Raw genomic sequence first — 23,611 nt, forward strand, 5'->3', positions numbered from 1 at the left:
GCCCCGCCGATATCGGCTTGTGACGAACAGGCTTGTGGGGACCCGAGGAGCAAGGCCATGTTTCAGCGCATCATCGACGGGATCAGTGCCTCGACCGGCACCACGGTCCGGCTGACCTCGCTCGCCGCGGGCGCCGCGTTCGCATTGTTCATCACGACCTGCTTCCTCTGCGCCGCGGCCTTCATCTCGGTCCTTCAGAAATATGGTCCTGTGGAAGCTTGCCTGGCCGGCGCCGGCATCTTCTTTCTGCTGACGCTCACCGCTGCGGGCAGCTATTGGGGCTACAAGCGGGAGATGCAGAAGCGCGCCCGGATCGCCGCCGAACGCGCCGCAAGGTCGGCGGCCTCGAGTGCGCTCGCTGACCCCATGCTGCTCGCCACCGGCCTTCAGATCGTTCGTGCCATCGGGATCAAGCGACTGCTGCCGATCCTCGCGATCGGCGGCGTCGCGCTTGGAATCATGGCGAGCCGCGCCGGTGTCCCCGACGAGGCGTCGGCTGAGCCTGCCGAATAGCAGTCAAAGCGCTAAGATTATTTCGTCGACGGCAAAACAAGCGATTCTGCGGGAATTCAATCCAGCGTTCGTGCGCAATTTTTCGCCAGATCGGGCAATTTCGGCCCCACTCACGCAAACGCTACTCGGATAGGCAGGCGGTTGCCGCTAAAAGCACCACCCTGATTCCCAAAGCTATTTTACTCATGAAACCGTCCGTCAAGGCGAACCTCGCCGCATTCCATCACGACGCCCGGCTGTATTTGACGCTCGGCATCGCCAACTGGTCGGTGTTCGTCGATCACATCCCGAACAACGTGGTCAATCTGCTGACGCTGCGCAATTTCGGCTTCAGCGGCGCGGCCGATTTGTTCGTGTTCGTGGTGGGCTATGGTGTCGCCGTCATCCACGGCCGGATGGCGCTCGAGCGCGGCTACGTCGTCGCGGCGACCCGCATCTTCCGCCGGGTCTGGCGGCTCTACGCCGCCTATGTCGTGCTGTTCGTGATCTATATCGACACCATCGCCTATGTCGCCTCGCAATCGATGGCGCCGGAGATCATCCACGAATACAACATCTCCGGCATTCTCGAGCACCCGCTGCGCATCCTGGTCCGCGGCCTCGTGCTGCAGGAAGAGCCGCTCAACCTTGACCTGCTGCAACTGATGATCCCGCTGATGGCCTTCTTTCCGTTCGCGCTGTGGGGGCTATTGCGGCGGCCGAACCTGACGCTGGCGGCATCGGTCGCGCTGTACGTCGCGGCGCGCTGGTTCGACTGGAATTTCCGGGTCTATCCGGACCAGGAGTGGACCTTCAATCCGCTGTGCTGGCAGATGCTGATGGTGCTGGGCGGCTGGTTCGCCGTGACAGGCGCGCCCGGACGCGTGCTGCACGGCATGTCCTGGCTGCGAATCCTCGCCGGCGCCTATCTCGTCTTCGCGATGGCCGTCACCCTGATGCGCCATTCGCCGACGCTGTCGGCCTATTTGCCGGATCAGTTCCTCAACGGCATCGCGCCGACCGACAAGGAAAATCTCGCGCCCTATCGCGTGCTTCACTTCCTTGCCCTCGCCTTCGTCGCCACCCACCTCATTCCGGCCGATCATACCGGCCTGAAATGGCGGCCGCTTCAGGCGGTGATCACGTGCGGCGAGGAATGGCTCGCAGTGTTCTGTGTCGGCGTGTTTCTGTCCTTTGCCGGTCATCTCATCCTGATCACGGGGCCGAACCTGGTGGCGATGCAGATCGCGGTGAGTGTCGTCGGCTTCGCCGCGATGACGGCGGTCGCCTACTACATCGCCTGGTCGAAGCGGCAGGACTTGCCTGCGGCGCTGCGGCAGCAGGCCTAGCCGGCCAAATAATCGTGCGATTCTGCTAGGCCGAAGACTGTGGCTGCGCTATGCCGGGACTCTGCGTGAGGAGACCGGGTTTGGCGATGGCGAAAGGCGGGGGTGACGAGACAGAGAGCGCGCCCCGGCGCGGACGGCCGCGATCGATCGAGACCACCAACGCCATTCTCGAAAGCGCCTATGCGCTGATGGCCGCCAACGGCCTTGCGGTCACCACCATCGACGCCGTCGCGCGCTACTCCAGCGTCTCCAAGATGACGATCTACAAATGGTGGCCGTCGCGCGAAGCGCTGCTGATCGACGCCTTTCTCCACCATGCCGCCCAGATGCTGCCGCTGCCGCCGGCGAGCTCCGGCACGGCCGCGGCGCGTGCGCGCCGCCATGCTGCCGCCTATGCCGAGGCGCTCCAGGGCGAGTTCGGCAAGGTGCAGCTCGCCGTCATCTCCGAATGCATCTCGAAGACCGGCTCGGCAGAGCTGTTCTACGCGCGCTATCTGCAATTCCGCCGCGACGCGCTGGTGGAGATGATCGCAGCGGGCCAGAAGGACGGCAGCGTCAAGACCGAAGCGGCGCCTGAGGATCTCTACGATGCGATCTATGGCAGCCTGTTCTATCGCTACGTCTTCGGCATCGCGCCGATCACGACGGCCTACGCACGCAACCTGGTCGATCTGGTGTTGCGGCCGAAAGGCTAGAAGCGCGCCATCTATCGTACCGGTTTCACCGGCTGCGAGAGCTTTTCCGTGCGGTCACGCTCGGTCATGTCGACCACCGTCTCCATCGGCGCGGTCAATTCATAGACGTAGGAGACGTCGGTGAAATAGCGCTTGGCGGTGCCGCCGAGCGCCTCGGGCGCGACGCGGTCGAGCAGGATCAGGCCGAAATCGGAATCGGGCCGGCGTGTCGCCTCGCTGGTGTTGAACTCCTCCCAGCGGAAGTGGAAGACCTCCTCCGACTTCTCGCCCGTCACCGTCCAGTTGGCGGTGATGTGCGGATGCTTGCCGACCAGCGACAGGCCCTCGTCGGAATGCGAGGCGAGCTCGAAGAACAGCAGCGACAGGCTCTGCGCCGCACGCGCGCTGACCGAGATATCGGGACCGGTGACGGCGATGCGATCCGCATGGGGAATGGCGCGCGCCTCGAACAGGCCCTTCAGCTTGACGCCCTGCCACTGGCTCTCGCTGAGCAGCGAGACCACATTGGACATCGCGTGGATACGGCCGATCAGCAGCTCGCGCGCGACATCGATATCCGAGCCGTGGCGCAGGGTACGCGTCACGATCGACTGGATCACCGCAAGGATGTTCTTGACCCGGTGATTGAGCTCGTCGATGACAGCGGTCAGACGCCGCTCGAAGCCGATCCGCACCTGGATTTCGCGGCTGAGCCTCAAATTGTTGTAGGCGACATAGCCGAACAGGCCGCACACCATCGCGGTGATGGCAAAGCCGATCGCGGCCACGATGATTGCGGTCTGCTCGGCGCGCCGTGCCGAATTGGTCTTCGCGTAATAACCGAGCTGCCAGTCACGTCCGCCGAAGCTTACGGTGCGCGTCGCCGAGGGCGCCGGTCCGTCGGCCGCGGTCATGCGCGCGGAGACGACGCCCTGGTCGTTGGCGACGAGTTCGCTACCGTCCCTGCGCGGATCCTTCAGCGCGACCGAAAATAACGACAAGTCGTCATTGGTCAGCATCAGCGAGGCGAGCTCATAGGAAAACGTGATGAAGCCGACAGGCTCGGTCGCGCCCTCGGGAATGACCGGGGCCGCCACGATGATGCCGACCGCGCCGTTCGAGCGCAGCAGCGGCACCGGGTCGGAGGCGACCGACCTCTTCTCGATCCTGGCGCGGGCGAGCATCGCGCTGCGCACCGGGTCCTGGTCATAGCTGCGTCCGGGCAGCGCCTTGGTCTCGTCGCTGCGCGGCTCGAGGTCCATCAGCACGTCGATCGGCTGGGTGAGGCTTGCCGGCGCGATCGGCTTGTCGCCATAGTCGCGGATCTCGGGTTTCGGGAAGCCGGCAGCCGCGATCGCGGCCTGCGCCGCGGCGAGCTCGTTCGGCTGGAGCCGGGCGACCCAGCCGGCCACCACGAAATCGGTCTTGAAGGCGTAGATCGCCGAGCGCAGCGGCTCCAGCATGTTGGGCTTGAGCACCGACGGCGCGCGGAACAGGCCTGAGGCGACGCGCGCGAGCAGCTCGCGCTCGGTGAGCCGGTCCTGGACCAGGCTCGCATGGACGTCGATCGCGCGCGCCAGCGCGATCCGGTCCAGCGCCAGCTCCTGGTCATGGACACGATAAGCCGCCAGCCCGGAGAGCAAGACTCCGAGCAGAGCGATGAAACCGATGATGAATCCCAGCCGGACCACGCGACTACTCAGGCGGAAGCAAGAGATCGGCAATAGACACGGAGCATGTGAACGCCGCTCGAACGGCCATGTGCCGAAACAGGGTGAACCCCAGTGGCGAAGATAATGAAGGAGGAGACATCAGTACGCAACTTGGGTCGCCTGAAAAGCTTAATCCGCCGGCCGATCGTCCGGCCGGGGCCGATTTGCCCCGGGCGCCGAAGATAATTAAGCGCCATGTCCGAATTTTGTTCCGCGATTGCCGCTCTGCCCCAGGCATTAACGGCAAAAACGTCTGCGCCAAGTCGTCGCGTCGGTCAGCCTGCCCGTTTCAGTCCACCTTTGGCCTCGATAAAGCCGACGATACGGTCGAGCCCCTCGCTCTTCTTCAGGTTGGTCATGACGAAGGGGCGCTCGCCGCGCATGCGCCTGGCGTCCGTGTCCATCTTTTCGAGGGATGCGCCGACATGGGGGGCGAGATCGATCTTGTTGATGACGAGGAGATCGGAGCGGGTGATGCCGGGGCCGCCCTTGGACGGGATCTTGTCGCCGGCGGCGACGTCGATGACGTAGATGGTGAGGTCGGCCAGCTCCGGGGAAAAAGTGGCAGCGAGATTGTCACCGCCGGACTCGATTAGCACGAGGTCGAGGCCGGGGAATTTCGCGCGCATGTCCGCGACCGCCGCGAGGTTCATCGAGGCATCCTCGCGGATCGCGGTGTGCGGGCAGCCGCCGGTCTCGACGCCGGCGATGCGGTCCGGCGTCAGCGAGCCCGAACGCACCAGAAATTCCGCATCCCATTTGGTGTAGATGTCGTTGGTGATCGCGGCGATGTCATAGCGCTCGCGCATGGTCTTGCAGAGCAGGTCCATCAGCGCGGTCTTGCCCGATCCGACGGGGCCGCCGACGCCGACACGCAGGGGACCGTGAGATTTCGACATGTGGCTTGCTCTCTCTTGATGAGTTGAACGCCGGCCGCTCACGAGCGGAACAGCCGCGTATATTGCGTCTCGTGCCGCAGGCTGGCGAGATCGGCGCGGAATGTTGCGCTGCCGAGATCGTCCAGTGTCGCATTCAGCGCACGATGGGCTGTCGCGGCGGCGGCGGCTTCCAGCCTCACCAGCACGCGCTGGCTGTCGGTCTGGCCGAGCGGAACGAGGCGGCTCGCCGCGGAAATCCAGTTCGAGACCAGCGCATGCAGGAAGGCGTGCAGCGTCGGCGCCAGCGGCACGCCATGCATCGCGGCGACCACGCCAACGGCAACAGGATAGACCAGTGGCGTGCGGCATGCCGCGACCATGGCATCCAGACCTTCCGCATCCCACGCCGCACGGGTGATGTCGATGAAGGCGCGGCCCTGCGAGGTGGTCTCGAGCTGACGCTCGCGCGACGGCACAAACGCGGCGGCGAGTTCGGCGACATCGTTTAAAGACGCCTCCTCGCCGGCCTCGGCGGCGCGATAGGCGTGGACCAGGAAGGTCGCATCGCAGAAGCCGGAGCCATCACCCAGCATCGCATCGAGCCAATCCGCAAGCGTCGCGACGTCGGTGATATCACCCGCCTCGACCGCCCATTCGATGCCGCTGGAATAGGAGAAGCCGCCGACGGGGAAAGCCGGCGACAGCCAGGTCATCAGCCGGTACAGCGCCGCCGCCTCGCGCCCGGCGAGGTCGCAGGCCGCGACCGGCTCATTTGTGGTCATGAGCATGCTTGTGGCCGTGGTGATGGTCGGGATGGTCGCAATGCCCGTCGTGGTGATGGTGGTGATCGTGCCCATGATCATGCGCGGCATGATCATGATGTTCGTGGCCGTGATGATCGTGGTGACCGTGGTCGTGATGGCCGTGATCATGATGCGCATGGTCATCGTGGCCGTGCGCATGACCGGCATCGGCATAGGCGCCGCCTTCGGGATCGAACGGCGCTTCGATCTCGACCACGCGCGCGCCAAGACCCTTCACCATGGCCTCGATGACGTGGTCGCGGCGGATGCGCAGGGCCTTGGCCATGATCTGCGTCGGCAGATGGCGGTTGCCGAGGTGCCAGCCGACGCGGATGAGGTGGTGCGGATCGCGGCCGCGGATCTCCAGCAGCGGCTCGGGTGCCGCAACCACCTCGACCAGCCGGCCGTCCTCCAGCACCAGCGCATCGCCGCCGCGCAATGCGACGGCGTTCTCCAGGTCGAGCAGGAAATTCAGACCCCGCGTCCCCGTCATCGCCATGCGGCGGCGGTGCCGATCGTCGAAATCGAGCACGACCGTATCGGCCGGCGTTTCCGTGAAGCGGTGTTGTCCACTGACCTGCGTCGCCCGGATCATGCGCTGTTATCCTGTTACCGTACTTCGACCTTCTCGGGCGTGATCACCTCGATCTTCGGTGGTGCCGTGAAGCACTTCACCGCGACGCGGCCGAAAGTCTTCATGTGCTCCTGGCCGCGATGCGGCACCAGTGCCTCGGCATTTTCCCACTGCTCGACGAACACCATCTTTGTGGGATCGGTGACGCTCTCGTGCAGATCATAGGCGATATTGCCGGGCTCCTTCCGCGTCTCCTTGATGCAGGCGGTGGCGGCTGCAATGAATTCGGCGCGCGTCTCGGGCTTGATGGTCAGGGTGGCGACGACGTAGATCACGAGAAATCCTCCCGGCTTTTCTTCTAAGGGTTACGATACCGGGCGGGACCTTAGACCAGGCGGGACCGAACGCAAAACCGGAAAAGCCACCCCCGGGCATGCAATGGGACCTGCCGCCGGGGACATGCGTTGAGGCGCTATTTCAGTACATGAAATATCGCTGCGCCATCGGCAGCACCTCGGCCGGCGCGCAGGTGAGCAGTTCGCCGTCGGCGCGCACCTCATAGGTCTCCGGATCGACCTCGATATTGGGCGTGGCGTCGTTGTGGATCATGCTCTTCTTCGAGATCTTGCTGCGGGTGTTCTGGACCGCATAGAGCTTCTTCTCGATACCGAGTTTTCGCGCAAGACCGCCGGTGATCGCGGCCTTCGAGGTGAACACGACGGAGGATGCGGTGCGTGCTTTGCCGAAGGCGCCGAACATCGGCTGGTAGTGCACCGGCTGCGGCGTCGGGATCGAGGCATTGGGATCGCCCATGGGCGCTGCGACGATCATGCCGCCCTTGACGATGCAGTCCGGCTTGACGCCGAAGAAGGCCGGCGACCACAGCACGAGATCGGCGAGCTTGCCCTTCTCGACCGAGCCGATCAGTTTTGACACGCCGTGCGCGATCGCGGGATTGATGGTGTATTTGGCGATGTAGCGCTTGACGCGGAAATTGTCGTTGTCCTTGCCCTTGTCCTGCGGCAGCGAGCCGCGCTGCTTCTTCATCTTGTCGGCGGTCTGCCAGGTGCGGATGATGACCTCGCCGAGGCGGCCCATCGCCTGCGAATCCGAGGACATCATCGAGAGCGCACCGAGATCGTGCAGGATGTCCTCGGCCGCGATGGTCTCCTTGCGGATGCGGCTTTCGGCGAACGCCAGATCTTCCGCGATCGAGGGATCGAGGTGGTGGCACACCATCAGCATGTCGAGATGCTCGTCGATGGTGTTGCGGGTGAAGGGGCGCGTCGGGTTGGTCGAGGACGGCAGCACATTTTTGAGCCCTGCGACCTTGATGATGTCAGGGGCGTGACCGCCGCCGGCGCCTTCGGTGTGGAAGGCGTGGATGGTGCGGCCCTTGAACGCCTTGATGGTATCCTCGACGAAGCCGGATTCGTTCAGCGTGTCGGAATGCAGCATGACCTGGACGTCGTAGTCATCCGCAACCGACAGGCAATTGTCGATCGCGGCGGGCGTGGTGCCCCAATCCTCGTGCAGCTTCAGCGCGCAGGCGCCGCCCTTGATCATCTCGACCAGGGCTGCGGGCCGCGAGGCATTGCCCTTGCCGGAAATGCCGAGATTGACCGGGAAGGCGTCGAACGACTGGATCATCCGCCCCATGTGCCAGGGACCGGGCGTGCAGGTGGTGGCGAAGGTGCCGTGCGACGGGCCGGTGCCACCCCCTAACATCGAGGTGACGCCAGACATCAGCGCGTGCTCGATCTGCTGCGGGCAGATGAAATGGATGTGGCTGTCGAAGCCGCCAGCGGTGAGGATTTTTCCTTCGCCTGCGATCACGTCGGTGCCGGGGCCGACGATGATGGTCACGCCCGGCTGGATGTCGGGATTGCCGGCCTTCCCGATCGCCGCGATCATGCCGTCCTTGATGGCGACGTCGGCCTTCACGATGCCCCAATGGTCGACGATCAGCGCATTGGTGATGACGGTGTCGGCCGCGCCCTGCTTGTTGGTGACCTGCGACTGCCCCATGCCATCGCGGATCACCTTGCCGCCGCCGAACTTCACCTCTTCGCCGTAGGTGGTGAAGTCCTTCTCGACCTCGATGATGAGATCGGTGTCGGCCAGCCGCACCCTGTCGCCGGTGGTCGGACCGAACATGTCGGCATAGACGGAACGCTTTATCTTGACGGACACATCAGGCTCCCGATTTAACGGTTACGGAGTTCGCGAGCCAAGCTGGTGCCAATTGCGTCGCGATTGTAAGGCCAATAGAAATCGCAATAATCGCGACCCAAAATGAAGACCGTACAGTTTTGATGTAACTTCTGATTTCACTAGTCTGGTTCGCCGTGGCGAAGCCAACAAATCGATCATCCCGGGATTTCAAGGACGATTCGATCTTTAGTAGATATTCGTTGTACCTCTTGACAAGATTCGCATGCGCTCTGCATCGGAAATGCCCGTAAATCCCGACCAATCCTGGAAGGACGGTAACTACGAGAAGAACGCTGCGATCGACAATCTTGTACTGGAAGATCAGCGCCAGAATCGCTCCAACAAGGGTTACAGCATACACCTCGTACCGATTCATGGCGTCGATATCGGCGCTCATGCGAGCTTGAGCAACCTTCATCTCTTCCATTATGTATTGCTCAACGAAATCGGCGCTAGCCATTGATCCTCACAGCTTCCCCATCACGTCGCCACGAAAACCGTAGATGGTCTTCTTCCCCGCGAGCGCAACGAGCTGGATGTCGCGGGTCTGGCCGGGTTCGAAGCGGACGGCGGTGCCGGCGGCGATGTCGAGGCGCATGCCGCGGGCTTTCTTGCGGTCGAATTTCAGCGCCGGGTTGGTCTCGAAGAAATGGTAGTGCGAGCCGACCTGGATCGGGCGATCGCCGGTGTTGGCGACCGTCAAGGTCACGGTCTTGCGGCCGGCATTGAGTTCGATCTCGCCGTCCTGGATGAAGAGTTCGCCGGGGATCATTCTTCGCTCCTACCTGATCGGCTCGTGCACGGTGACGAGCTTGGTGCCGTCCGGAAATGTCGCCTCGACCTGGATGTCGTGGATCATCTCCGGAATTCCCGGCATCACCTGGTCGCGGGTCAGCACCTGCGCGCCTGATTGCATCAGCTCGGCGACGGTGCGGCCGTCGCGCGCGCCTTCGAGGATGAAGTCGGAGATGATCGCGATCGCCTCGGGGTGGTTGAGCTTGACACCGCGGTCCAGCCTGCGGCGGGCCACGATCGCCGCCATCGAGATCAGAAGCTTGTCCTTTTCGCGGGGAGACAGGTTCATGCGAAATCTCTTCCGTTCAACACTTCAATTCAACCAGAGCCGCGGCAGCGCCGCACCGGTGCGCGCCAGCACGGCCATCATGTCGGCGCGCAAGCGCGCCGCATCTTGGGCACAGAACCGCGCCATTGCAAATCCATTCCAGGCGGATATCCCGACCTCGCCGGAGAACGAGTCCGACGCCTCGCGGATGCGTTCGATCAGGGCCTCGTCGCCGGGCGCGATCAGGGCCGTGCCGATCGCCGCGCCGCCCTTGGCCATCGCGGACCGGCCAAGTTTTGCGCCGATATCGCCGTCGAGCCTGACGGTCTCGGCGAACACCAGCCTGCCGCCGCGACGCAGCCGCCAGCGGTCGACGAACTCGCCCTGCTCCATCCGCTCGCCCATGGCGGTGCGGCCGAACACGACGATCTCGCAAAGCAGGAGCGAGGCCGTGTCATCGAGCTCGATGTCGAAGCGACGATGGACCCGGGCGCGATCGAACAGGATCGTCTCCTGGGGCAGCCAGCCGAGATGCGCGCCTGCGCCCGCCTTCAAGGCAATATTGATCTGCGCCGCCGCGCCGGGCGCGCGATAAACCTTTTCGGCCGCAGCCGTGGTCATTGTCAGGCGCGAGCCCTCGGCCGCTGATATTTCGATCTCGAAGCGATCGCCGCCGGCAACGCCGCCCGCCGTGTTGACGAACACGCCGGACAGGCCCTGATCTTCCGGCGAGGGGAAGCGAACGCGGAGTGAACCGGACTCGTGCGAGGCACCGCGCCGCGTCACCCCGTCGCGGGCGTGCACGTCGAACCTGACGGCGCCGCGGGCGCGATTGGCCTCGAATACCGAAGATGTCGCCAAAGCGTCGCTGCGCATCCGTCTCCCCAGCCGGTCGCGGCAGGATTTTTCCGGCCTACAGCGCCATCTGGCGGCTGATTTCGGCCGGGTCGAGATTGGACCGATCGCAGGAGAACTTCACCGCGCCACGATCCATCACGGCAAAACTGTCGCCGAGTTCGCAGGCAAAGTCGAGATATTGTTCGACCAGCACGATGGCGATGTTGCCGAGGTTGCGCAGGTAGGAAATCGCGCGGCCGATGTCCTTGATGATCGATGGCTGGATGCCCTCGGTCGGCTCGTCGAGCAGGAGCAGTTTCGGCCGCATCACCAGCGCGCGCCCGATCGCAAGCTGCTGCTGCTGGCCGCCGGAGAGATCGCCGCCGCGCCGGCCGAGCATGGATTGCAGCACCGGGAACAGCGAGAACACGTCGTCCGGAATGTGCTTGTCCTCGCGCTTGAGCGGACCGAAGCCGGTCTTGAGGTTCTCCTCGACCGTCAGCAGCGGAAAGATCTCGCGGCCCTGCGGCACGAAGCCGATGCCCTTGCGGGCGCGCTCATAGGGCTTGAGCCCGGTGATGTCGCTGCCGTCGAGCACGATCGCGCCCGAGGAGATCGGGTACTGCCCGACCATGGCGCGGAGCAGCGAGGTCTTGCCGACGCCGTTGCGACCGAGCACGCAGGTGACCTTGCCGGGCTCTGCGGCAATGGAGACGCCTCGCAACGCCTGCGCGGCGCCGTAGAACAGGTTGATGTCCTTGACCTCAAGCATTGCTCAGCGCCCCAGATAGACTTCGATGACCCGCTCGTTGGACGAGACCTGGTCGATGGCTCCTTCCGCGAGCACCGTGCCTTCGTGCAGGCAGGTCACCTTGACGCCGAGCTCGCGCACGAACGTCATGTCGTGCTCGACCACCATCACGGTGTGGGTCTTGTTGATCTCTTTCAGCAGCTCAGCCGTGAGATGCGTCTCGACGTCGGTCATCCCCGCGACGGGCTCGTCGACGAGGAGGAGCTTCGGGTCCTGCGCCAGCAGCATGCCGATCTCGAGCCACTGCTTCTGGCCGTGGCTGAGGCTGCCGGCGAGGCGGTCGCGGGCATCGGTGAGGCGGATCGTCTCCAGCACCTTGTCGATGCGCTCCGATTCCGGCTTGCTGCCGCGCCAGAACAGCGTGCCGCGGACCGAGTGGTCGACATTGAGCGCGAGCAGGAGGTTGTCCTGCACGGTCTGGCTCTCGAACACGGTCGGCTTCTGGAATTTGCGGCCGATACCGAGCTCGGCGATGCGGGTCTCGTCGAGGCGCGTCAGATCGGTGACGCCGTCAAACAGCACCGTGCCCTCGTCGGGCTTGGTCTTGCCGGTGATGATGTCCATCATCGTGGTCTTGCCGGCGCCGTTCGGGCCGATGATGGCCCTCATCTCGCCGGGCGCGAGCGTCAGCGACAGATTGTTGATGGCGTGGAAGCCGTCGAACGAGACGTGTACGCCGTCGAGATAGAGCATGGCGGACGTTGCGCGGGTATCCATGACGTTCATGACCGCTACTCCGCCATCTTCGGTTCAGTGACGCCGTCTTCGGCCGCAGCGCTCGCCGAGATCGCCGCGGTGCGCTTCTCCTTCGACTGATCCCACCATGCATTGAAGGTGCCGACGATACCCTTGGGCAGCAGCAGCGTCACCAGGATGAACAGCGCGCCCAGCATGAACAGCCAGTACGGCGCGAGCATTCCCGAGGTGAAGAGCGTTTTTGCGTAGTTGACCACGACGGCGCCGAGCGCGGCGCCGACCAGCGTACCGCGGCCGCCGACCGCGACCCAGATCACCGCCTCGATCGAATTGCCCGGGGCGAACTCGGACGGATTGATGATGCCGACCTGCGGCACGTAGAGCGCGCCGGCGACGCCGGCCATGCAGGCCGAGAGTGTGAACACGAACAGCTTGTAGGATTCGACGCGGTAGCCGAGGAACCGGCTGCGTGATTCCGCATCGCGGATCGCGATCAGCACCTTGCCTAGCTTGGAGGACACGACGGAGCGGCAGATCAGGAAGGCGACAATCAGCGCCAGGCAGCTCAATGCGAACAGGGCTGCGCGGGTGCCCTCGGCCTGAACGTTGAAGCCGAGGATGTCCTTGAAGTCGGTCAGGCCGTTGTTGCCGCCGAAGCCGAAATCGTTGCGGAAGAAGGCGAGCAGCAGCGCATAGGTCATCGCCTGCGTGATGATGGAGAGATACACGCCGGTGACACGGGAGCGGAAGGCGAGCCAGCCGAAGCAGAACGCAAGCAGGCCCGGCACGACCAGCACCATCAGCGCCGCAAACCAGAACATGTCGAAGCCATACCAGTACCAGGGCAGCTTCGAATAGTTCAGGAACACCATGAAGTCGGGCAGGAGCGGATTGCCGTAGACGCCGCGGGTGCCGATCTGCCGCATCAGATACATGCCCATCGCGTAGCCGCCGAGCGCGAAGAACGCGCCATGGCCGAGCGAGAGGATGCCGCAATAGCCCCAGATCAAATCGATCGAAAGCGCCAGGATGGCGTAGCAGACATATTTGCCCCAGAGCGCGACCAGATAGGTCGGCACCTGCAGGAACGAGCCCGCGGGCAGCAGCAGGTTGGAGAGCGGGATGAGGATACCGCAGGCCGCGACGACGGCGAGGAAGATCGTCGCGCTGCGGTCCAGCGATCGCGTCAGCATGTGAGGGGTCATGCTTCCACCGCACGGCCCTTGAGCGCGAACAGGCCGCGCGGCCGCTTTTGAATGAACAGGATGATGAGAACGAGGATCGCGATCTTGCCGAGCACGGCACCGGCAACCGGCTCCAGGAACTTGTTGGCGATGCCGAGCGTGAAGGCGCCGACCAGCGTGCCCCAGAGATTGCCGACGCCGCCGAACACCACGACCATGAAACTGTCGATGATGTAGCTCTGGCCGAGATTGGGACTGACATTGTCGATCTGCGACAGCGCCACGCCGGCGATGCCGGCAATGCCCGAACCGAGGCCGAAGGTCAGCGCGTCGACGCGCGAGGTCGCGATGCCCATCGAGGCCGCCATGCGGCGGTTCTGCGTCACCGCGCGCATCTCCAGGCCGAGCGCGGTGTAGCGCAGCATCGCCAGCAAAATCGCGAAGACGGCGAGGGTGAAGACGAGAATCCAGAGCCGGTTATAGGTGATGGTGATCTGGCCGAGTTCGAAGGCGCCGCTCATCCAGGAGGGGTTGCCGACCTCGCGATTGGTCGGGCCGAACATGGTGCGCACCGCCTGCTGGAGCACCAGCGACAGGCCCCAGGTCGCCAGCAGCGTCTCCAGCGGCCGGCCGTAGAGGAAGCGAATGATGCTGCGCTCGATCAGCACGCCGATCGCGCCGGCGACGAGGAAGGCGAGCGGCACCGCGATCAGCAGCGAATAGTCGAACAATGCGGGATAACGGGTGCGGATCACCTCCTGCACCACGAAGGTGGTGTAGGCCCCTAACATCACCATCTCGCCATGGGCCATGTTGATGACGCCCATCACGCCGAAGGTGATGGCGAGCCCGATCGCGGCCAGCAGCAGCACCGAGCCGAGCGAGAGGCCGTACCATGCATTCTGCACGCCGGACCAGACCGCAAGCGAAGACTGGATCGAGCCGATCGCGCTTGCGGCAGCCTTGGTCACCGAGGCCGGCTGGTCGCCCATGCCGGTGAGCAGCGCCAGCGCCTCCTGGTCGCCGCGCGTCTTGAGGGTGGCGACGGCCTCGAGCTTCTCGACCTCGGTGGCATCAGACTTGAACAGCAGGATGGCCGCGCGGGCGTCGCCGAGCGCGGCCTTGACGGATTTGTTGGTTTCCTTGGCGAGCGCGCCATCGACCGCCTCGAGCGCCGTCTCCTCATGCGACTTGAAGACGGATTGCGCGGCCTGGAGGCGCGTCCCGATTTCCGGCGACTGGAGCGTCAGGCTGCCGATGGCGGCATCAACGCTGCGACGCAGGCGGTTGTTGAGGCGCACTGCGCTGGCACTGTCGGGCACGCTGGCGACGGGCTCGCCGGTTGCGGCATCGATCGACTTGCCGTCGGCACCGGTGACGTACACTTTCTTGCTGTCGGGATCGGCCATGAGGCGGCCGTCCTGGAGCGCGCTGATGATGGGGAAGGCCAGCTTGTTGCCGCTGCTCGCGACCACGCCGATCGCCTCTTCCGTGTCGGAATAATCATCGTTGGCGAATTTGGCGACCGCATCCTCGAACGGACCGGCAAAGGCCGGCAGTGCGAACGCGATCAGGAACAGCGAAAGGACAAAGGTGCAGAGACGGGCGGACAAATTGGTTGGCACTGTGAATCACCCCGGCAGACGTGGGGAGAAGGCGGCGGAATAGCCGCCTCCTCCCATCGTGCGATAAGCCTTCAGATCCGGATCAGGAGCCGGAGCCGAGGCACTTGTTGGTCTTGGTGTTGAAGTTGCCGCACTTCTTGCCGACCCAGTCGCCGACCAGGTCCTTGGAGCCGTCGAGCTCCTTCGACCAGGCGTCGCCCGCGACAAGACCCGGGGTTTTCCAGACCACGTCGAACTGACCGTTCGCCTTGATCTCGCCGATGAACACCGGCTTGGTGATGTGGTGGTTCGGAAGCATCTTGGAGGTGCCGCCGGTCAGGTTCTTGGCTTCGATGCCCGGGAGAGCGTCGATCACCTTGTCCGGATCGGTCGACTTCACCTTCTCGACCGCCTTGACCCACATGTCGAAGCCGATCACGTGCGCTTCCATCGGATCGTTGGTCACGCGCTTCGGATTCTTGGTGTAGGCCTGCCACGCCTTGATGAACTTCTCGTTCTCCGGCGACTTGATCGACTGGAAGTAGTTCCAGGCGGCGAGATGGCCGAGCAGCGGCTTGGTGTCGATGCCGGCGAGCTCTTCCTCACCCACCGAGAACGCGACCACCGGGATGTCCTTGGCCTTGATGCCCTGGTTGCCGAGCTCCTTGTAGAAGGGAACGTTGGCGTCGCCGTTGATGGTCGAGACCACCGCGGTCTTCTTGCCGGCCGAGCCGAACTTCTTGATGTCGGCCACGATCGTCTGCCAGTCGGAATGACCGAACGGCGTGTAGTTGATCATGATGTCTTCCTGGGCGACACCCTTCGACTTCAGATAGGCTTCCAGGATCTTGTTGGTGGTGCGCGGATAGACGTAGTCGGTGCCCGCGAGCACCCAGCGCTTCACCTTCTCGTCCTTCATCAGATAGTCGACGGCGGGGATCGCCTGCTGGTTCGGCGCAGCACCGGTGTAGAACACGTTACGCTCGGACTCTTCGCCCTCGTACTGCACGGGGTAGAACAGGATGTTGTTCAGCTCCTTGAACACCGGGAGCACCGACTTGCGCGACACCGAGGTCCAGCAGCCGAACACGACCGAGACCTTGTCCTTGGTGATCAACTCGCGGGCCTTTTCGGCGAACAGCGGCCAGTTCGAGGCGGGATCGACGACGACGGCTTCGAGCTTCTTGCCGAGCACGCCGCCCTTCTTGTTCTGCTCGTCGATCAGGAAGAGGATGGTGTCCTTCAGCGTGGTTTCGCTGATGGCCATGGTGCCGGAGAGAGAATGAAGGACGCCGACCTTGATGGTGTCGTCCGCGGCCTTTGCGCCGGTCAATGAAGCCAGACCGAGCATCAGTCCGGCGGTCGCGGCGAGCACGCCGCGGCGGCTAAATGACGCCGCTATATCGTGTGTGGATTTGCTAAGCATGTTTGTATCATCTCCCTGACGCAGACGTGAAAAAGACGCTGCGAAACGGCCCCACGGCCGCCTGCGATTAACGGAATCGCAAGAACCATGCCATGGGCGCGGGCCACGATAAGCCTTTGTCTCCATTACGAAATCTGGCAGAAATCAAAGTTTCGCCACGGTCTCATTGCCCAAAGCTTGGGCGAATAAAATGGACACCAATGCGGCACACAGGCCATTTTTTGAGCAAAATGGCACCTCTGTCTAAATTTCCGGCACAACTATTTCTGCACCGCAAACGCCGTTTGGGGCGAACTTGCCTTGAAAGCGCCCCTTCGATGTTCCATATGAGTGTCCGAGACCTCTTGCGAATCAAGGGGTCGTTGCGAGCCGCGTGTTCTTAAGCCCCTCCGGGCCTCTGGCTTGCCCCATATCTCCCAAGCCATCGACACCCCAAACACGCAGGTGTCTTCTCGACACCCTTTTGCGCGCGCCGCGCCGAATGCGCCGGGCGCCCGCTTTTGACATGGAAAGAACCCCTCTTTTGACTTCGTTTCAGGACTTCGGCCTCGCCGAACCGATCGCACGTGCTCTCGCCGAAGAGAATTACGTCACCCCAACCCCCATCCAGGCCCAGACCATTCCCACGGCGCTGACCGGCCGCGACGTCGTCGGCATCGCCCAGACCGGCACCGGCAAGACCGCGTCCTTCGCGCTGCCGATCCTGCATCGCCTGCTCGAAAACCGCATCAAGCCGCAGCCCAAGACCTGCCGCGTCCTGGTGCTCTCGCCGACCCGCGAACTATCCGGCCAGATCCTCGACAGCTTCAATGCCTATGGCCGCCACATCCGCCTGTCCTCGACCCTCGCCATCGGCGGCGTGCCGATGGGCCGCCAGGTTCGCGCGCTGATGCCGGGCGTCGACGTTCTCGTCGCCACCCCCGGCCGCCTGCTCGACCTCGTGCAGAGCAACGGGCTGAAGCTTGGAAGCGTCGAATTCCTCGTGCTCGACGAAGCCGACCGCATGCTAGACATGGGCTTCATCAACGACATCCGGAAGATCGTCGCCAAGCTGCCGATCAGGCGGCAGACGCTGTTCTTCTCGGCCACCATGCCGAAGGACATCGCCGAACTCGCGGACGCCATGCTGCGCGATCCCGCCCGCGTCGCGGTGACCCCGGTCTCCTCGACCGCGGAGCGGATCAACCAGCGCATCATCCAGGTCGACTTCTCCGCCAAGCCGGCGTTCCTCGCCAAGCTCCTGAAGCAGGAGCAGGTCAACCGCGCGCTGGTCTTCACCCGCACCAAGCACGGCGCCGACAAGGTCGTGAAGACGCTCGAGAAGGCCGGCATTGCCGCCAGCGCCATCCACGGCAACAAGTCGCAGAACCATCGCGAGCGCACGCTGGCACAATTCCGCTCCGGTGAAATCCGCACGCTGGTCGCCACCGACATCGCCGCCCGCGGCATCGATGTCGACGGCATTACCCACGTCATCAATTTCGACCTGCCCAACGTGCCCGAGACCTATGTGCACCGCATCGGCCGCACTGCACGCGCCGGCGCCGAGGGCACCGCGATCTCGCTGGTCGCCGGTGGCGAGGAGTTCGCCTATCTCCGCGACATCGAGCGGCTGATCAAGGTGGCACTGCCGCGCGAGGATCTCCGCACCGACGCCGGCCGCCGCGATGCGGGCCCTCCCCCGCAGCAGCAGCGACAGGGCCGCCCCGGCCGCCCGGGCCAGCGTCCGCAAGGTGCGCGTCACGGTGACGGACGACGGACCGACGAAAGGCATGCCGACGGACGTCACCACAGCGCCGGCAAGCAGGGCGAAGGACGGCCCGGCGAAAGCCGGCATGGCGACGCGCGCCATGTTGACGGACGGCCCGGCAACGCCTCGAAGGGCTCTCGCCGCCGCCGCTCCGGCGCTAATAATACGGGACATTCGCAAACCGAACGGTCGGAACAGCGTCCCGCGCATAGCGCTGGCAAGCCTGATGGGATACAAGGCGTTGCCTTTTTGCGCCGCGAGAGTCGGCCGATTGGCCAACCGACCCGCAAACCCCATTCGCACTAGCCGTCCCCGACCTGGAGATATCAATGGCTAAGGAAGAGCTGATCCAGTTCGAAGGACTGGTCACCGAAATCCTCCCCGACGCGCGCTACCGCGTGCAGCTCGATGCCGGACACGAGATCGTCGCCTACACTGCTGGCAAGATGAAGAAGAACCGCATCAAGACGCTCGCGGGCGACCGCGTGACGGTGGAGATGTCGCCCTATGACCTCGAGAAGGGCCGGCTGATTTTCCGCCACAAGGACGAACGCCCCAGTGGCGTGGGTGGCCCCCCTCGTCCGGGGCAGCGGGGTGGCCAGTTCCGCCGCCGCTGATCCACTTCCAGCGCGTCGGTGACGGAAGTAGAATTCTGACCTGTATGCTGATCCGTCGCGTATATCGCGGCGGATCAAAAAATCGTGCGCGTCAGGATTGTTTCGAGCCCCTGTTTCCCATAAAATAAGCTAATCGATTTTCGGCCGGACGACATTAGCATCCACCGGTACAGCCGGTTCAGACACGCTGACGACCCTTCCAAAAATTCGATCTAACCTGCCTGCGCAAGCGGGCTCTGACATTGTGTATTTGAGAAGGGACTACCCCATGAGCATGGGAACCGTGAAGTGGTTTAACGCGACCAAGGGCTTCGGCTTCATCCAGCCCGACGATGGCGGCCAGGACGTCTTCGTTCACATCAGTGCCGTCGAGCGCGCCGGTCTCGGCACGCTGCGCGAAGGCCAGAAGCTCTCCTACGAGATCGTGGCCGATCGTCGTTCCGGCAAGTCGGCAGCGGACAACCTTCGCTCCGCCGGCTGAGCCGTCGGAACGCAAAGGCTGCGCGTCACGCACGGCCTTTGGGACCTTCGCCCGATCGGCTGAGGCCAGCAAGCAAAACGAAAAGGCCGTGCGCGACGCACGGCCTTTTTCATGTCCAAAGCGGCGCGTGCGCTCAGTAGGTCGTGCAGGCCGTATCCGGGCTGTAATACACGCACGTGGACTGGCGCGGGCGCGTATAGGCGACGTCGCTCAGCGTGATCGCGTTCTTCAGCACATAGCCCACCGACGGCGTGTAGGTGTAGCTGACCTCGCTGAAGATCAGATAGGTGCCGCCGATCGCAAGCGTCGTGGGAATCGTGACCAGGGACTTCTGCGTCCGCGGCACCGATCCCTTGCTCCATTGCACGTGCGCCAGCAAGGTCGAGGGATCGACATAGAGTTCGGTGATCGTCGCCGACACCGTGGCGGTGGCATAGGGCGTCATGATGCCGGTCGAGGCGGCGAAGAAATTGGTCATGTCGGTGTCGCCGACCGAGGTCGACTGCGAGGTAAGGTCCGACAGCGTCCGCGCCATCAGCGTCACCTTGCGATCGATCGCCACCGCCGAGGAAAACTCGACCGTGCCGAAGAACATCACCAGCATCAGCGGCACGATCACCGCGAATTCGGTGGCCGCAAGGCCTCTGCCGTCGGCAAGGAATTCGTACGCGCTAAGACGCGTCGCCCGCCAGAATTTCGCAATCGCCTGCATCGCCCGATCCGTTGTCCTATTCCCTGAGCATGATCTTCTCGGAAAACCGCTGCATACTTTCCCGGATCACGCTCTAGTAAGGCTCGTTCTTGAACGCGGCCGTAGCCACCAGCAGCCGCTTGTTGCCGGTGAGATTTGAGATGTTGTAACCGAGCCCGGTGACGAACAGCGGCCACTGGTAGAACAGCCGCACCACCACGATGTCGCCCGCATTGCCCGGGCTGTAGCCCATGCTCGTGTCGAAATTTCCCGAACCGTTGATGTGGCTCGACAGCGTCACCGCCGAGAATGACGAGAAGCTCGTGACGTCGACATAGAGACTGTTGCAGTCGAACAGCGCCGGGATCTGGCTGCAGACATAGGTCTTGAACGTCGTCTGCGTGCAGGGCGTGCTGACGCCGGACACCGCGCAGGCCGTCACCGAACCCGATTGCGCCTGGCCGGTCAGCACCACGCGCGCGGAATTCTGCGTGATGGTCTCGAGCACCTGGCTCGCGAAGAACATGATCGCCGTCTCGATGATGGCGAACAGCAGCGCAAAGAAGATCGGCGCGACCAGCGCGAACTCGACGGCGGCGGAGCCGCGGCGGCTGCCGCGAAACCGGCGAAGCGCTTTCCGGAGCGTGAACCTCGAAGGTGCAGGCGATGGCATCGCGTCAAATTCCCCGGTAGCGGCGGTCATCTGCCCAGTTCAATAGCGGAAACTGATTGTTTAAGTGTTTCAGGCGATCCGCACCCGCCGGACCGCACCGTCAAGGACGCGTTAACCAAGAACGATCCCGGGGGCGCCGCGCAAAAGGCCCGCGCCAGAGGCGCGCCGCGAGGGGCGCTCCTGCTCGCACATGTAGCGTGACCGGGACGGATCGTACGATCCGCCCCGGGCAAGCCCGCCGTTGATCTCGCTAGTTGGGTTTGGCGCCCGCACCGGCATTGCCGCTGGCAGTGCTGCTCAGCGAACCGGCCTGGCTCATCGTGGTGTTGAAGAAATTGTCGCTGTCGCCCAGCGTCACGCGGCGCTGGCAAATCGGCAGGCAGCTGTAGGACTCGCGCTCGACCCCGCGATAGACCGTGACCAGCCGGTCGGACGGACCTTCGACCTGGATCTGGCGGTCGACCAGGATCTCGCCGCTCCGGTCGAGTGCGATGAAATTGGTGGCGCCGTAGCCCTTCCCGGTCACGACGATCATGCCGCCGGGCTGGAGCGTGACGTCGGCGATCAGGGGATTGCCGACCACGATGGTCGCCACCTTGCCGGGCAGCCGGACCAGCTTGGCCTGGTCGACATTGACGGCGATGGTCTCGGCGGAGGATTCGGCAAGGCCAGCAGCCGGCGATGCCAGCACCGCGGCGGCAACCAGAAGACAGACGCGCGCATGATGGCGCAGTACTTGTTTACGCATACTCTTACCCCCGGGACGTCACAAACCGGCAGAAGCAGATACGGCGGAGCCGGTGCCCGACCCCGCTAACCTGCCCTCAATTCGTGAACGTTCCGCAAATTCGCCGACTATTGTTTGAACGGACTGGCGTATTCCGGATCATTCTCTAGCGGCGGAACGGATAGGCGAGCTGGCCCGCGATTTCCTTCGGCATGGTCGCTTCGTCCTTGCCGTAATCCTGCGGCAGTTTCCCCTCCGGCATGCGGAAGGTGCCGAACAGCACGTCCCAGATCGGGAACGTCCCGGCAAAATTGGTGTCGCCGCCCTCTTCGAGCGAGGTGTGGTGCCAGCGGTGGAATACCGGCGTCGCCAGCACATAACGGAACGGCCCGAAGGTCCAGTTCAGGTTGGCGTGCACGAAGGCCGAGTGGAAGGTCGTGAACGGGGCGATCCAGACCATCGCGTTCGGCGAGATGCCGGCCATCAGCAGCACGACGTCGACCCCGATCGTGCCGAGCACGAGATTGACGGGATGGAAACGGGCCGCCGAGATCCAGCTGATCTCCTCCGAGGAGTGATGGATCGCGTGGTACTTCCAGAACCCGCCACCGTGGAACAGCCGGTGCAGCCAGTACAGCATGAAATCGGACAGGACCAGGAACAGCACGGCCTGCATCCAGAGCGGCAATTGCGCCAGCGGGCCGTGGCCATTGTCGTAGAAGGCGATGAGATCGTCGGCGTCATGGATGTTGAAGACGAGGCTCGCACCGACGATCAGGAGTCCGATCCGCATGGTGCGGGCGAACACCGGAACGAAGAACCAGTAGCAGATGTCGGTGACGATCTCCCGCTTGCGCCACCACGGCACTCCGGGATTGCAGGCCCAGAAATGCTCGAGCGCCGTGAAGATCAGCGCGAGCACGAACGTCACGGGGACCACCTTCACGATGGTCTCGCCGAGCATCAGGGCGACTTGCATGGGCAGGCTCGACATCGTCGCCTCTCTTCACCAATAGCTGAATGCTATGCCTACTCCGTGAAATTTAAGGGAGGATGAAGCCGGCACTGCGCTTGCGGCCGATCCGGAACCGAACCGAATTGCTGCCGGCGCCTTAAGGCGAAATTCACTCTGGGCAAAAGCATCGCGCAGGAAGCGGCTTTGCACGATCGAATTAACTCTACCGAAAGAGCTCGGCTCTCATGGTCATCGCGTCAAAGACAGCGCCGAACGAGGCGATCCAACCCAGATGGAGTTTTGTTCATGAAGAACCTGATTGCGCGTTTCGCCAAGGATGAATCCGGCGCCACCGCCATCGAATACGGCCTGATCGCCGCCGGCATCGCGCTGGCCATCATCACCGTCGTCAACAACCTCGGCACCACGCTGAACGCCAAGTTCGGCTCGATCAGCAGCTCGCTGAAGTAAGCGAACGGCCAACGACGGCAAAAGCCCCGGACCTCCGGGGCCTTTGTTTTTTGAGTGCGGCGAGTTCCAGTGGCGTTACCCAGGTACAGATTCGATGCCGCGATTGCGGCGCGCGAGGCCGAGACGGCACAGGCCGGCTCGCCGGCCTACTGGGTCTGCCTTGCCCTGCTGCTTGCGACGCTCGCGCTCACTGCGCGCATTGCCAGCCTCTGGTAAGCACGCCTCTCGCGGGTTCCGCCTGCCGGGCCACGGCCGCCGTTTTCGGTTTGTTTAGCACTGCCGGCTAGCATCGCCCGACGCCGGATCCTGCGGCGAACCCCAGATCAAGACCGAGCTCAAGACGCAGCCCATGATCCTCGACCTTGCGCGCCTTCTGCTGTTCCCGGCCCTGATGGCCTTCGCCGCCGCGAGCGATCTCTTCACGATGACCATCTCGAACCGCGTGTCGCTGGCACTGGTCGCAGGCTTCTTCGTGCTCGCGCTCGCCGGTGGCATGGCACCTTACGAGATGCTCGGTCATGTCGGCGCTGGTGCGCTGCTCCTGGTGGTGGCCTTCGGCTGCTTTGCGATGGGCTGGATGGGCGGCGGCGACGCCAAGGTCGCGGCTTCTGTCGCGCTCTGGTTCGGCTTCGCCCAACTGATGGATTTCCTGCTCTACGCCTCGCTGTTCGGCGGAGCGCTGACGCTGCTCCTGCTCCAGTTCCGGCAATGGCCGTTGCCTTACGGGCTGGCGGGCCAGGCCTGGCTGGCACGGCTGCACGACAAGGAGAGCGGCATCCCTTACGGCATCGCGCTCACGCTTGGCGCGCTGATGGTCTATCCGGAGACCGAATGGGTGAAGGCGATCGACCTCGCCCACCTCGCACTGCGCTGAACACACCGGGTCAACCCGGCGTTAAGGCGATTTAGATACGCCTCATTAACCATGC

General features: G+C 63.7%; 28 protein-coding genes. 9 read left to right on the top strand and 19 right to left on the bottom strand.

The features are described 5' to 3' along the window. Positions 1-57: 57 nt before the first annotated feature. From PMI42_RS06725 to PMI42_RS06735, 3 genes are all read left to right on the top strand, one after another. The gene (locus tag PMI42_RS06725) at positions 58-513 is read left to right on the top strand and encodes a hypothetical protein (RefSeq protein ID WP_008131860.1); all 456 of its coding nucleotides are present in this window, start codon (positions 58-60) and stop codon (positions 511-513) included. A 185-nt stretch (positions 514-698) separates the two neighbouring features. Continuing rightward, positions 699-1,841, top strand: coding sequence for an OpgC domain-containing protein (locus PMI42_RS06730; RefSeq protein ID WP_008131862.1), 1,143 nt, complete (start codon positions 699-701; stop codon positions 1,839-1,841). A gap of 86 nt (positions 1,842-1,927) precedes the next feature. After that, positions 1,928-2,536 carry a TetR/AcrR family transcriptional regulator gene (locus PMI42_RS06735; RefSeq protein WP_035964733.1) on the top strand — a complete coding sequence of 203 codons (609 nt, stop codon included), beginning with the start codon at positions 1,928-1,930 and terminating at the stop codon, positions 2,534-2,536. An 11-nt stretch (positions 2,537-2,547) separates the two neighbouring features. Here PMI42_RS06735 and PMI42_RS06740 read toward each other — a convergent pair whose 3' ends face one another. The 15 genes from PMI42_RS06740 to urtA form a co-directional block, all read right to left on the bottom strand. Further along, positions 2,548-4,206 (bottom strand): CHASE domain-containing protein, encoded by a 1,659-nt coding sequence (locus PMI42_RS06740; RefSeq protein ID WP_008131866.1) that lies wholly within the window; start codon positions 4,204-4,206, stop codon positions 2,548-2,550. A 296-nt stretch (positions 4,207-4,502) separates the two neighbouring features. Continuing rightward, positions 4,503-5,126, bottom strand: a complete 624-nt coding sequence (gene ureG, locus PMI42_RS06745) for an urease accessory protein UreG (RefSeq protein ID WP_008131868.1) — start codon at positions 5,124-5,126, stop codon at positions 4,503-4,505. Positions 5,127-5,164: 38 nt separating this feature from the next. After that, complete coding sequence (locus PMI42_RS06750; protein WP_081502880.1) at positions 5,165-5,893, bottom strand: urease accessory protein UreF; 729 nt, start codon at positions 5,891-5,893, stop codon at positions 5,165-5,167. Next, positions 5,874-6,503 carry an urease accessory protein UreE gene (locus PMI42_RS06755; protein WP_035964736.1) on the bottom strand — a complete coding sequence of 210 codons (630 nt, stop codon included), beginning with the start codon at positions 6,501-6,503 and terminating at the stop codon, positions 5,874-5,876. Before PMI42_RS06755 ends, PMI42_RS06750 begins: the two co-directional genes overlap by 20 nt. 14 nt (positions 6,504-6,517) lie before the next feature. Continuing rightward, complete coding sequence (locus tag PMI42_RS06760) at positions 6,518-6,817, bottom strand: putative quinol monooxygenase (RefSeq protein ID WP_008131870.1); 300 nt, start codon at positions 6,815-6,817, stop codon at positions 6,518-6,520. A 142-nt stretch (positions 6,818-6,959) separates the two neighbouring features. After that, positions 6,960-8,675, bottom strand: a complete 1,716-nt coding sequence (gene ureC, locus PMI42_RS06765) for an urease subunit alpha (protein ID WP_008131871.1) — start codon at positions 8,673-8,675, stop codon at positions 6,960-6,962. Position 8,676: 1 nt separating this feature from the next. Continuing rightward, complete coding sequence (locus tag PMI42_RS06770) at positions 8,677-9,156, bottom strand: hypothetical protein (RefSeq protein WP_035964738.1); 480 nt, start codon at positions 9,154-9,156, stop codon at positions 8,677-8,679. Positions 9,157-9,162: 6 nt separating this feature from the next. Then, on the bottom strand, positions 9,163-9,468 hold the full coding sequence (locus PMI42_RS06775) for an urease subunit beta (protein WP_008131873.1): 306 nt from the start codon (positions 9,466-9,468) through the stop codon (positions 9,163-9,165). Positions 9,469-9,477: 9 nt separating this feature from the next. Beyond that, positions 9,478-9,780, bottom strand: a complete 303-nt coding sequence (locus PMI42_RS06780; protein ID WP_007605424.1) for an urease subunit gamma — start codon at positions 9,778-9,780, stop codon at positions 9,478-9,480. 24 nt (positions 9,781-9,804) lie between these two features. After that, on the bottom strand, positions 9,805-10,635 hold the full coding sequence (locus tag PMI42_RS06785; protein WP_008131877.1) for an urease accessory protein UreD: 831 nt from the start codon (positions 10,633-10,635) through the stop codon (positions 9,805-9,807). Between the two features lie 37 nt (positions 10,636-10,672). After that, positions 10,673-11,368, bottom strand: a complete 696-nt coding sequence (urtE, locus tag PMI42_RS06790; protein WP_008131878.1) for an urea ABC transporter ATP-binding subunit UrtE — start codon at positions 11,366-11,368, stop codon at positions 10,673-10,675. Positions 11,369-11,371: 3 nt separating this feature from the next. Next, entirely contained in the window at positions 11,372-12,133 is a 762-nt protein-coding gene (urtD, locus tag PMI42_RS06795; protein ID WP_008131879.1) for an urea ABC transporter ATP-binding protein UrtD, read from the bottom strand. 5 nt (positions 12,134-12,138) lie between these two features. Beyond that, positions 12,139-13,308 carry an urea ABC transporter permease subunit UrtC gene (gene urtC / locus PMI42_RS06800; RefSeq protein ID WP_008131880.1) on the bottom strand — a complete coding sequence of 390 codons (1,170 nt, stop codon included), beginning with the start codon at positions 13,306-13,308 and terminating at the stop codon, positions 12,139-12,141. Then, entirely contained in the window at positions 13,305-14,912 is a 1,608-nt protein-coding gene (urtB, locus tag PMI42_RS06805) for an urea ABC transporter permease subunit UrtB (protein WP_008131884.1), read from the bottom strand. The genes urtC and urtB overlap by 4 nt, the downstream gene beginning before the upstream one ends. A gap of 82 nt (positions 14,913-14,994) precedes the next feature. Continuing rightward, positions 14,995-16,317 carry an urea ABC transporter substrate-binding protein gene (gene urtA / locus PMI42_RS06810; protein ID WP_008131887.1) on the bottom strand — a complete coding sequence of 441 codons (1,323 nt, stop codon included), beginning with the start codon at positions 16,315-16,317 and terminating at the stop codon, positions 14,995-14,997. A gap of 481 nt (positions 16,318-16,798) precedes the next feature. On the opposite strand from urtA, the gene PMI42_RS06815 reads away from it, so the two are divergent. The 3 genes from PMI42_RS06815 (at position 16,799) to PMI42_RS06825 (ending at position 19,165) form a co-directional block, all read left to right on the top strand. Further along, entirely contained in the window at positions 16,799-18,373 is a 1,575-nt protein-coding gene (locus PMI42_RS06815) for a DEAD/DEAH box helicase (protein WP_008131889.1), read from the top strand. A 23-nt stretch (positions 18,374-18,396) separates the two neighbouring features. After that, entirely contained in the window at positions 18,397-18,684 is a 288-nt protein-coding gene (gene infA / locus PMI42_RS06820) for a translation initiation factor IF-1 (RefSeq protein WP_008131890.1), read from the top strand. A gap of 268 nt (positions 18,685-18,952) precedes the next feature. Beyond that, positions 18,953-19,165, top strand: coding sequence for a cold-shock protein (locus tag PMI42_RS06825; protein WP_008131892.1), 213 nt, complete (start codon positions 18,953-18,955; stop codon positions 19,163-19,165). Between the two features lie 133 nt (positions 19,166-19,298). Here the strand turns inward: PMI42_RS06825 and PMI42_RS06830 are convergent, their stop codons facing one another. The 4 genes from PMI42_RS06830 to PMI42_RS06845 form a co-directional block, all read right to left on the bottom strand. After that, positions 19,299-19,877 carry a TadE/TadG family type IV pilus assembly protein gene (locus tag PMI42_RS06830; protein ID WP_008131895.1) on the bottom strand — a complete coding sequence of 193 codons (579 nt, stop codon included), beginning with the start codon at positions 19,875-19,877 and terminating at the stop codon, positions 19,299-19,301. A gap of 73 nt (positions 19,878-19,950) precedes the next feature. Next, the gene (locus PMI42_RS06835; RefSeq protein ID WP_008131906.1) at positions 19,951-20,529 is read right to left on the bottom strand and encodes a TadE/TadG family type IV pilus assembly protein; all 579 of its coding nucleotides are present in this window, start codon (positions 20,527-20,529) and stop codon (positions 19,951-19,953) included. Between the two features lie 250 nt (positions 20,530-20,779). Continuing rightward, positions 20,780-21,277 (bottom strand): pilus assembly protein N-terminal domain-containing protein, encoded by a 498-nt coding sequence (locus PMI42_RS06840; RefSeq protein ID WP_008131909.1) that lies wholly within the window; start codon positions 21,275-21,277, stop codon positions 20,780-20,782. 145 nt (positions 21,278-21,422) lie between these two features. Beyond that, positions 21,423-22,250, bottom strand: a complete 828-nt coding sequence (locus PMI42_RS06845; RefSeq protein WP_008131911.1) for a sterol desaturase family protein — start codon at positions 22,248-22,250, stop codon at positions 21,423-21,425. 267 nt (positions 22,251-22,517) lie between these two features. Between PMI42_RS06845 and PMI42_RS06850 the strand changes: the two genes are divergently transcribed. The 3 genes from PMI42_RS06850 to PMI42_RS06855 all read left to right on the top strand — a co-directional run bounded on the left by PMI42_RS06850 (position 22,518) and on the right by PMI42_RS06855 (position 23,556). Then, complete coding sequence (locus PMI42_RS06850; protein ID WP_008131913.1) at positions 22,518-22,682, top strand: Flp family type IVb pilin; 165 nt, start codon at positions 22,518-22,520, stop codon at positions 22,680-22,682. A 69-nt stretch (positions 22,683-22,751) separates the two neighbouring features. After that, the gene (locus tag PMI42_RS39970) at positions 22,752-22,898 is read left to right on the top strand and encodes a hypothetical protein (RefSeq protein WP_008131914.1); all 147 of its coding nucleotides are present in this window, start codon (positions 22,752-22,754) and stop codon (positions 22,896-22,898) included. Between the two features lie 133 nt (positions 22,899-23,031). Further along, positions 23,032-23,556, top strand: a complete 525-nt coding sequence (locus tag PMI42_RS06855) for an A24 family peptidase (RefSeq protein ID WP_008131916.1) — start codon at positions 23,032-23,034, stop codon at positions 23,554-23,556. Positions 23,557-23,611 lie beyond the last annotated feature (55 nt).

Origin of the sequence: Bradyrhizobium sp. YR681 (genome assembly GCF_000282615.1) — a bacterium.
In the GTDB taxonomy this organism is placed as follows: Bacteria; Pseudomonadota; Alphaproteobacteria; order Rhizobiales; family Xanthobacteraceae; genus Bradyrhizobium.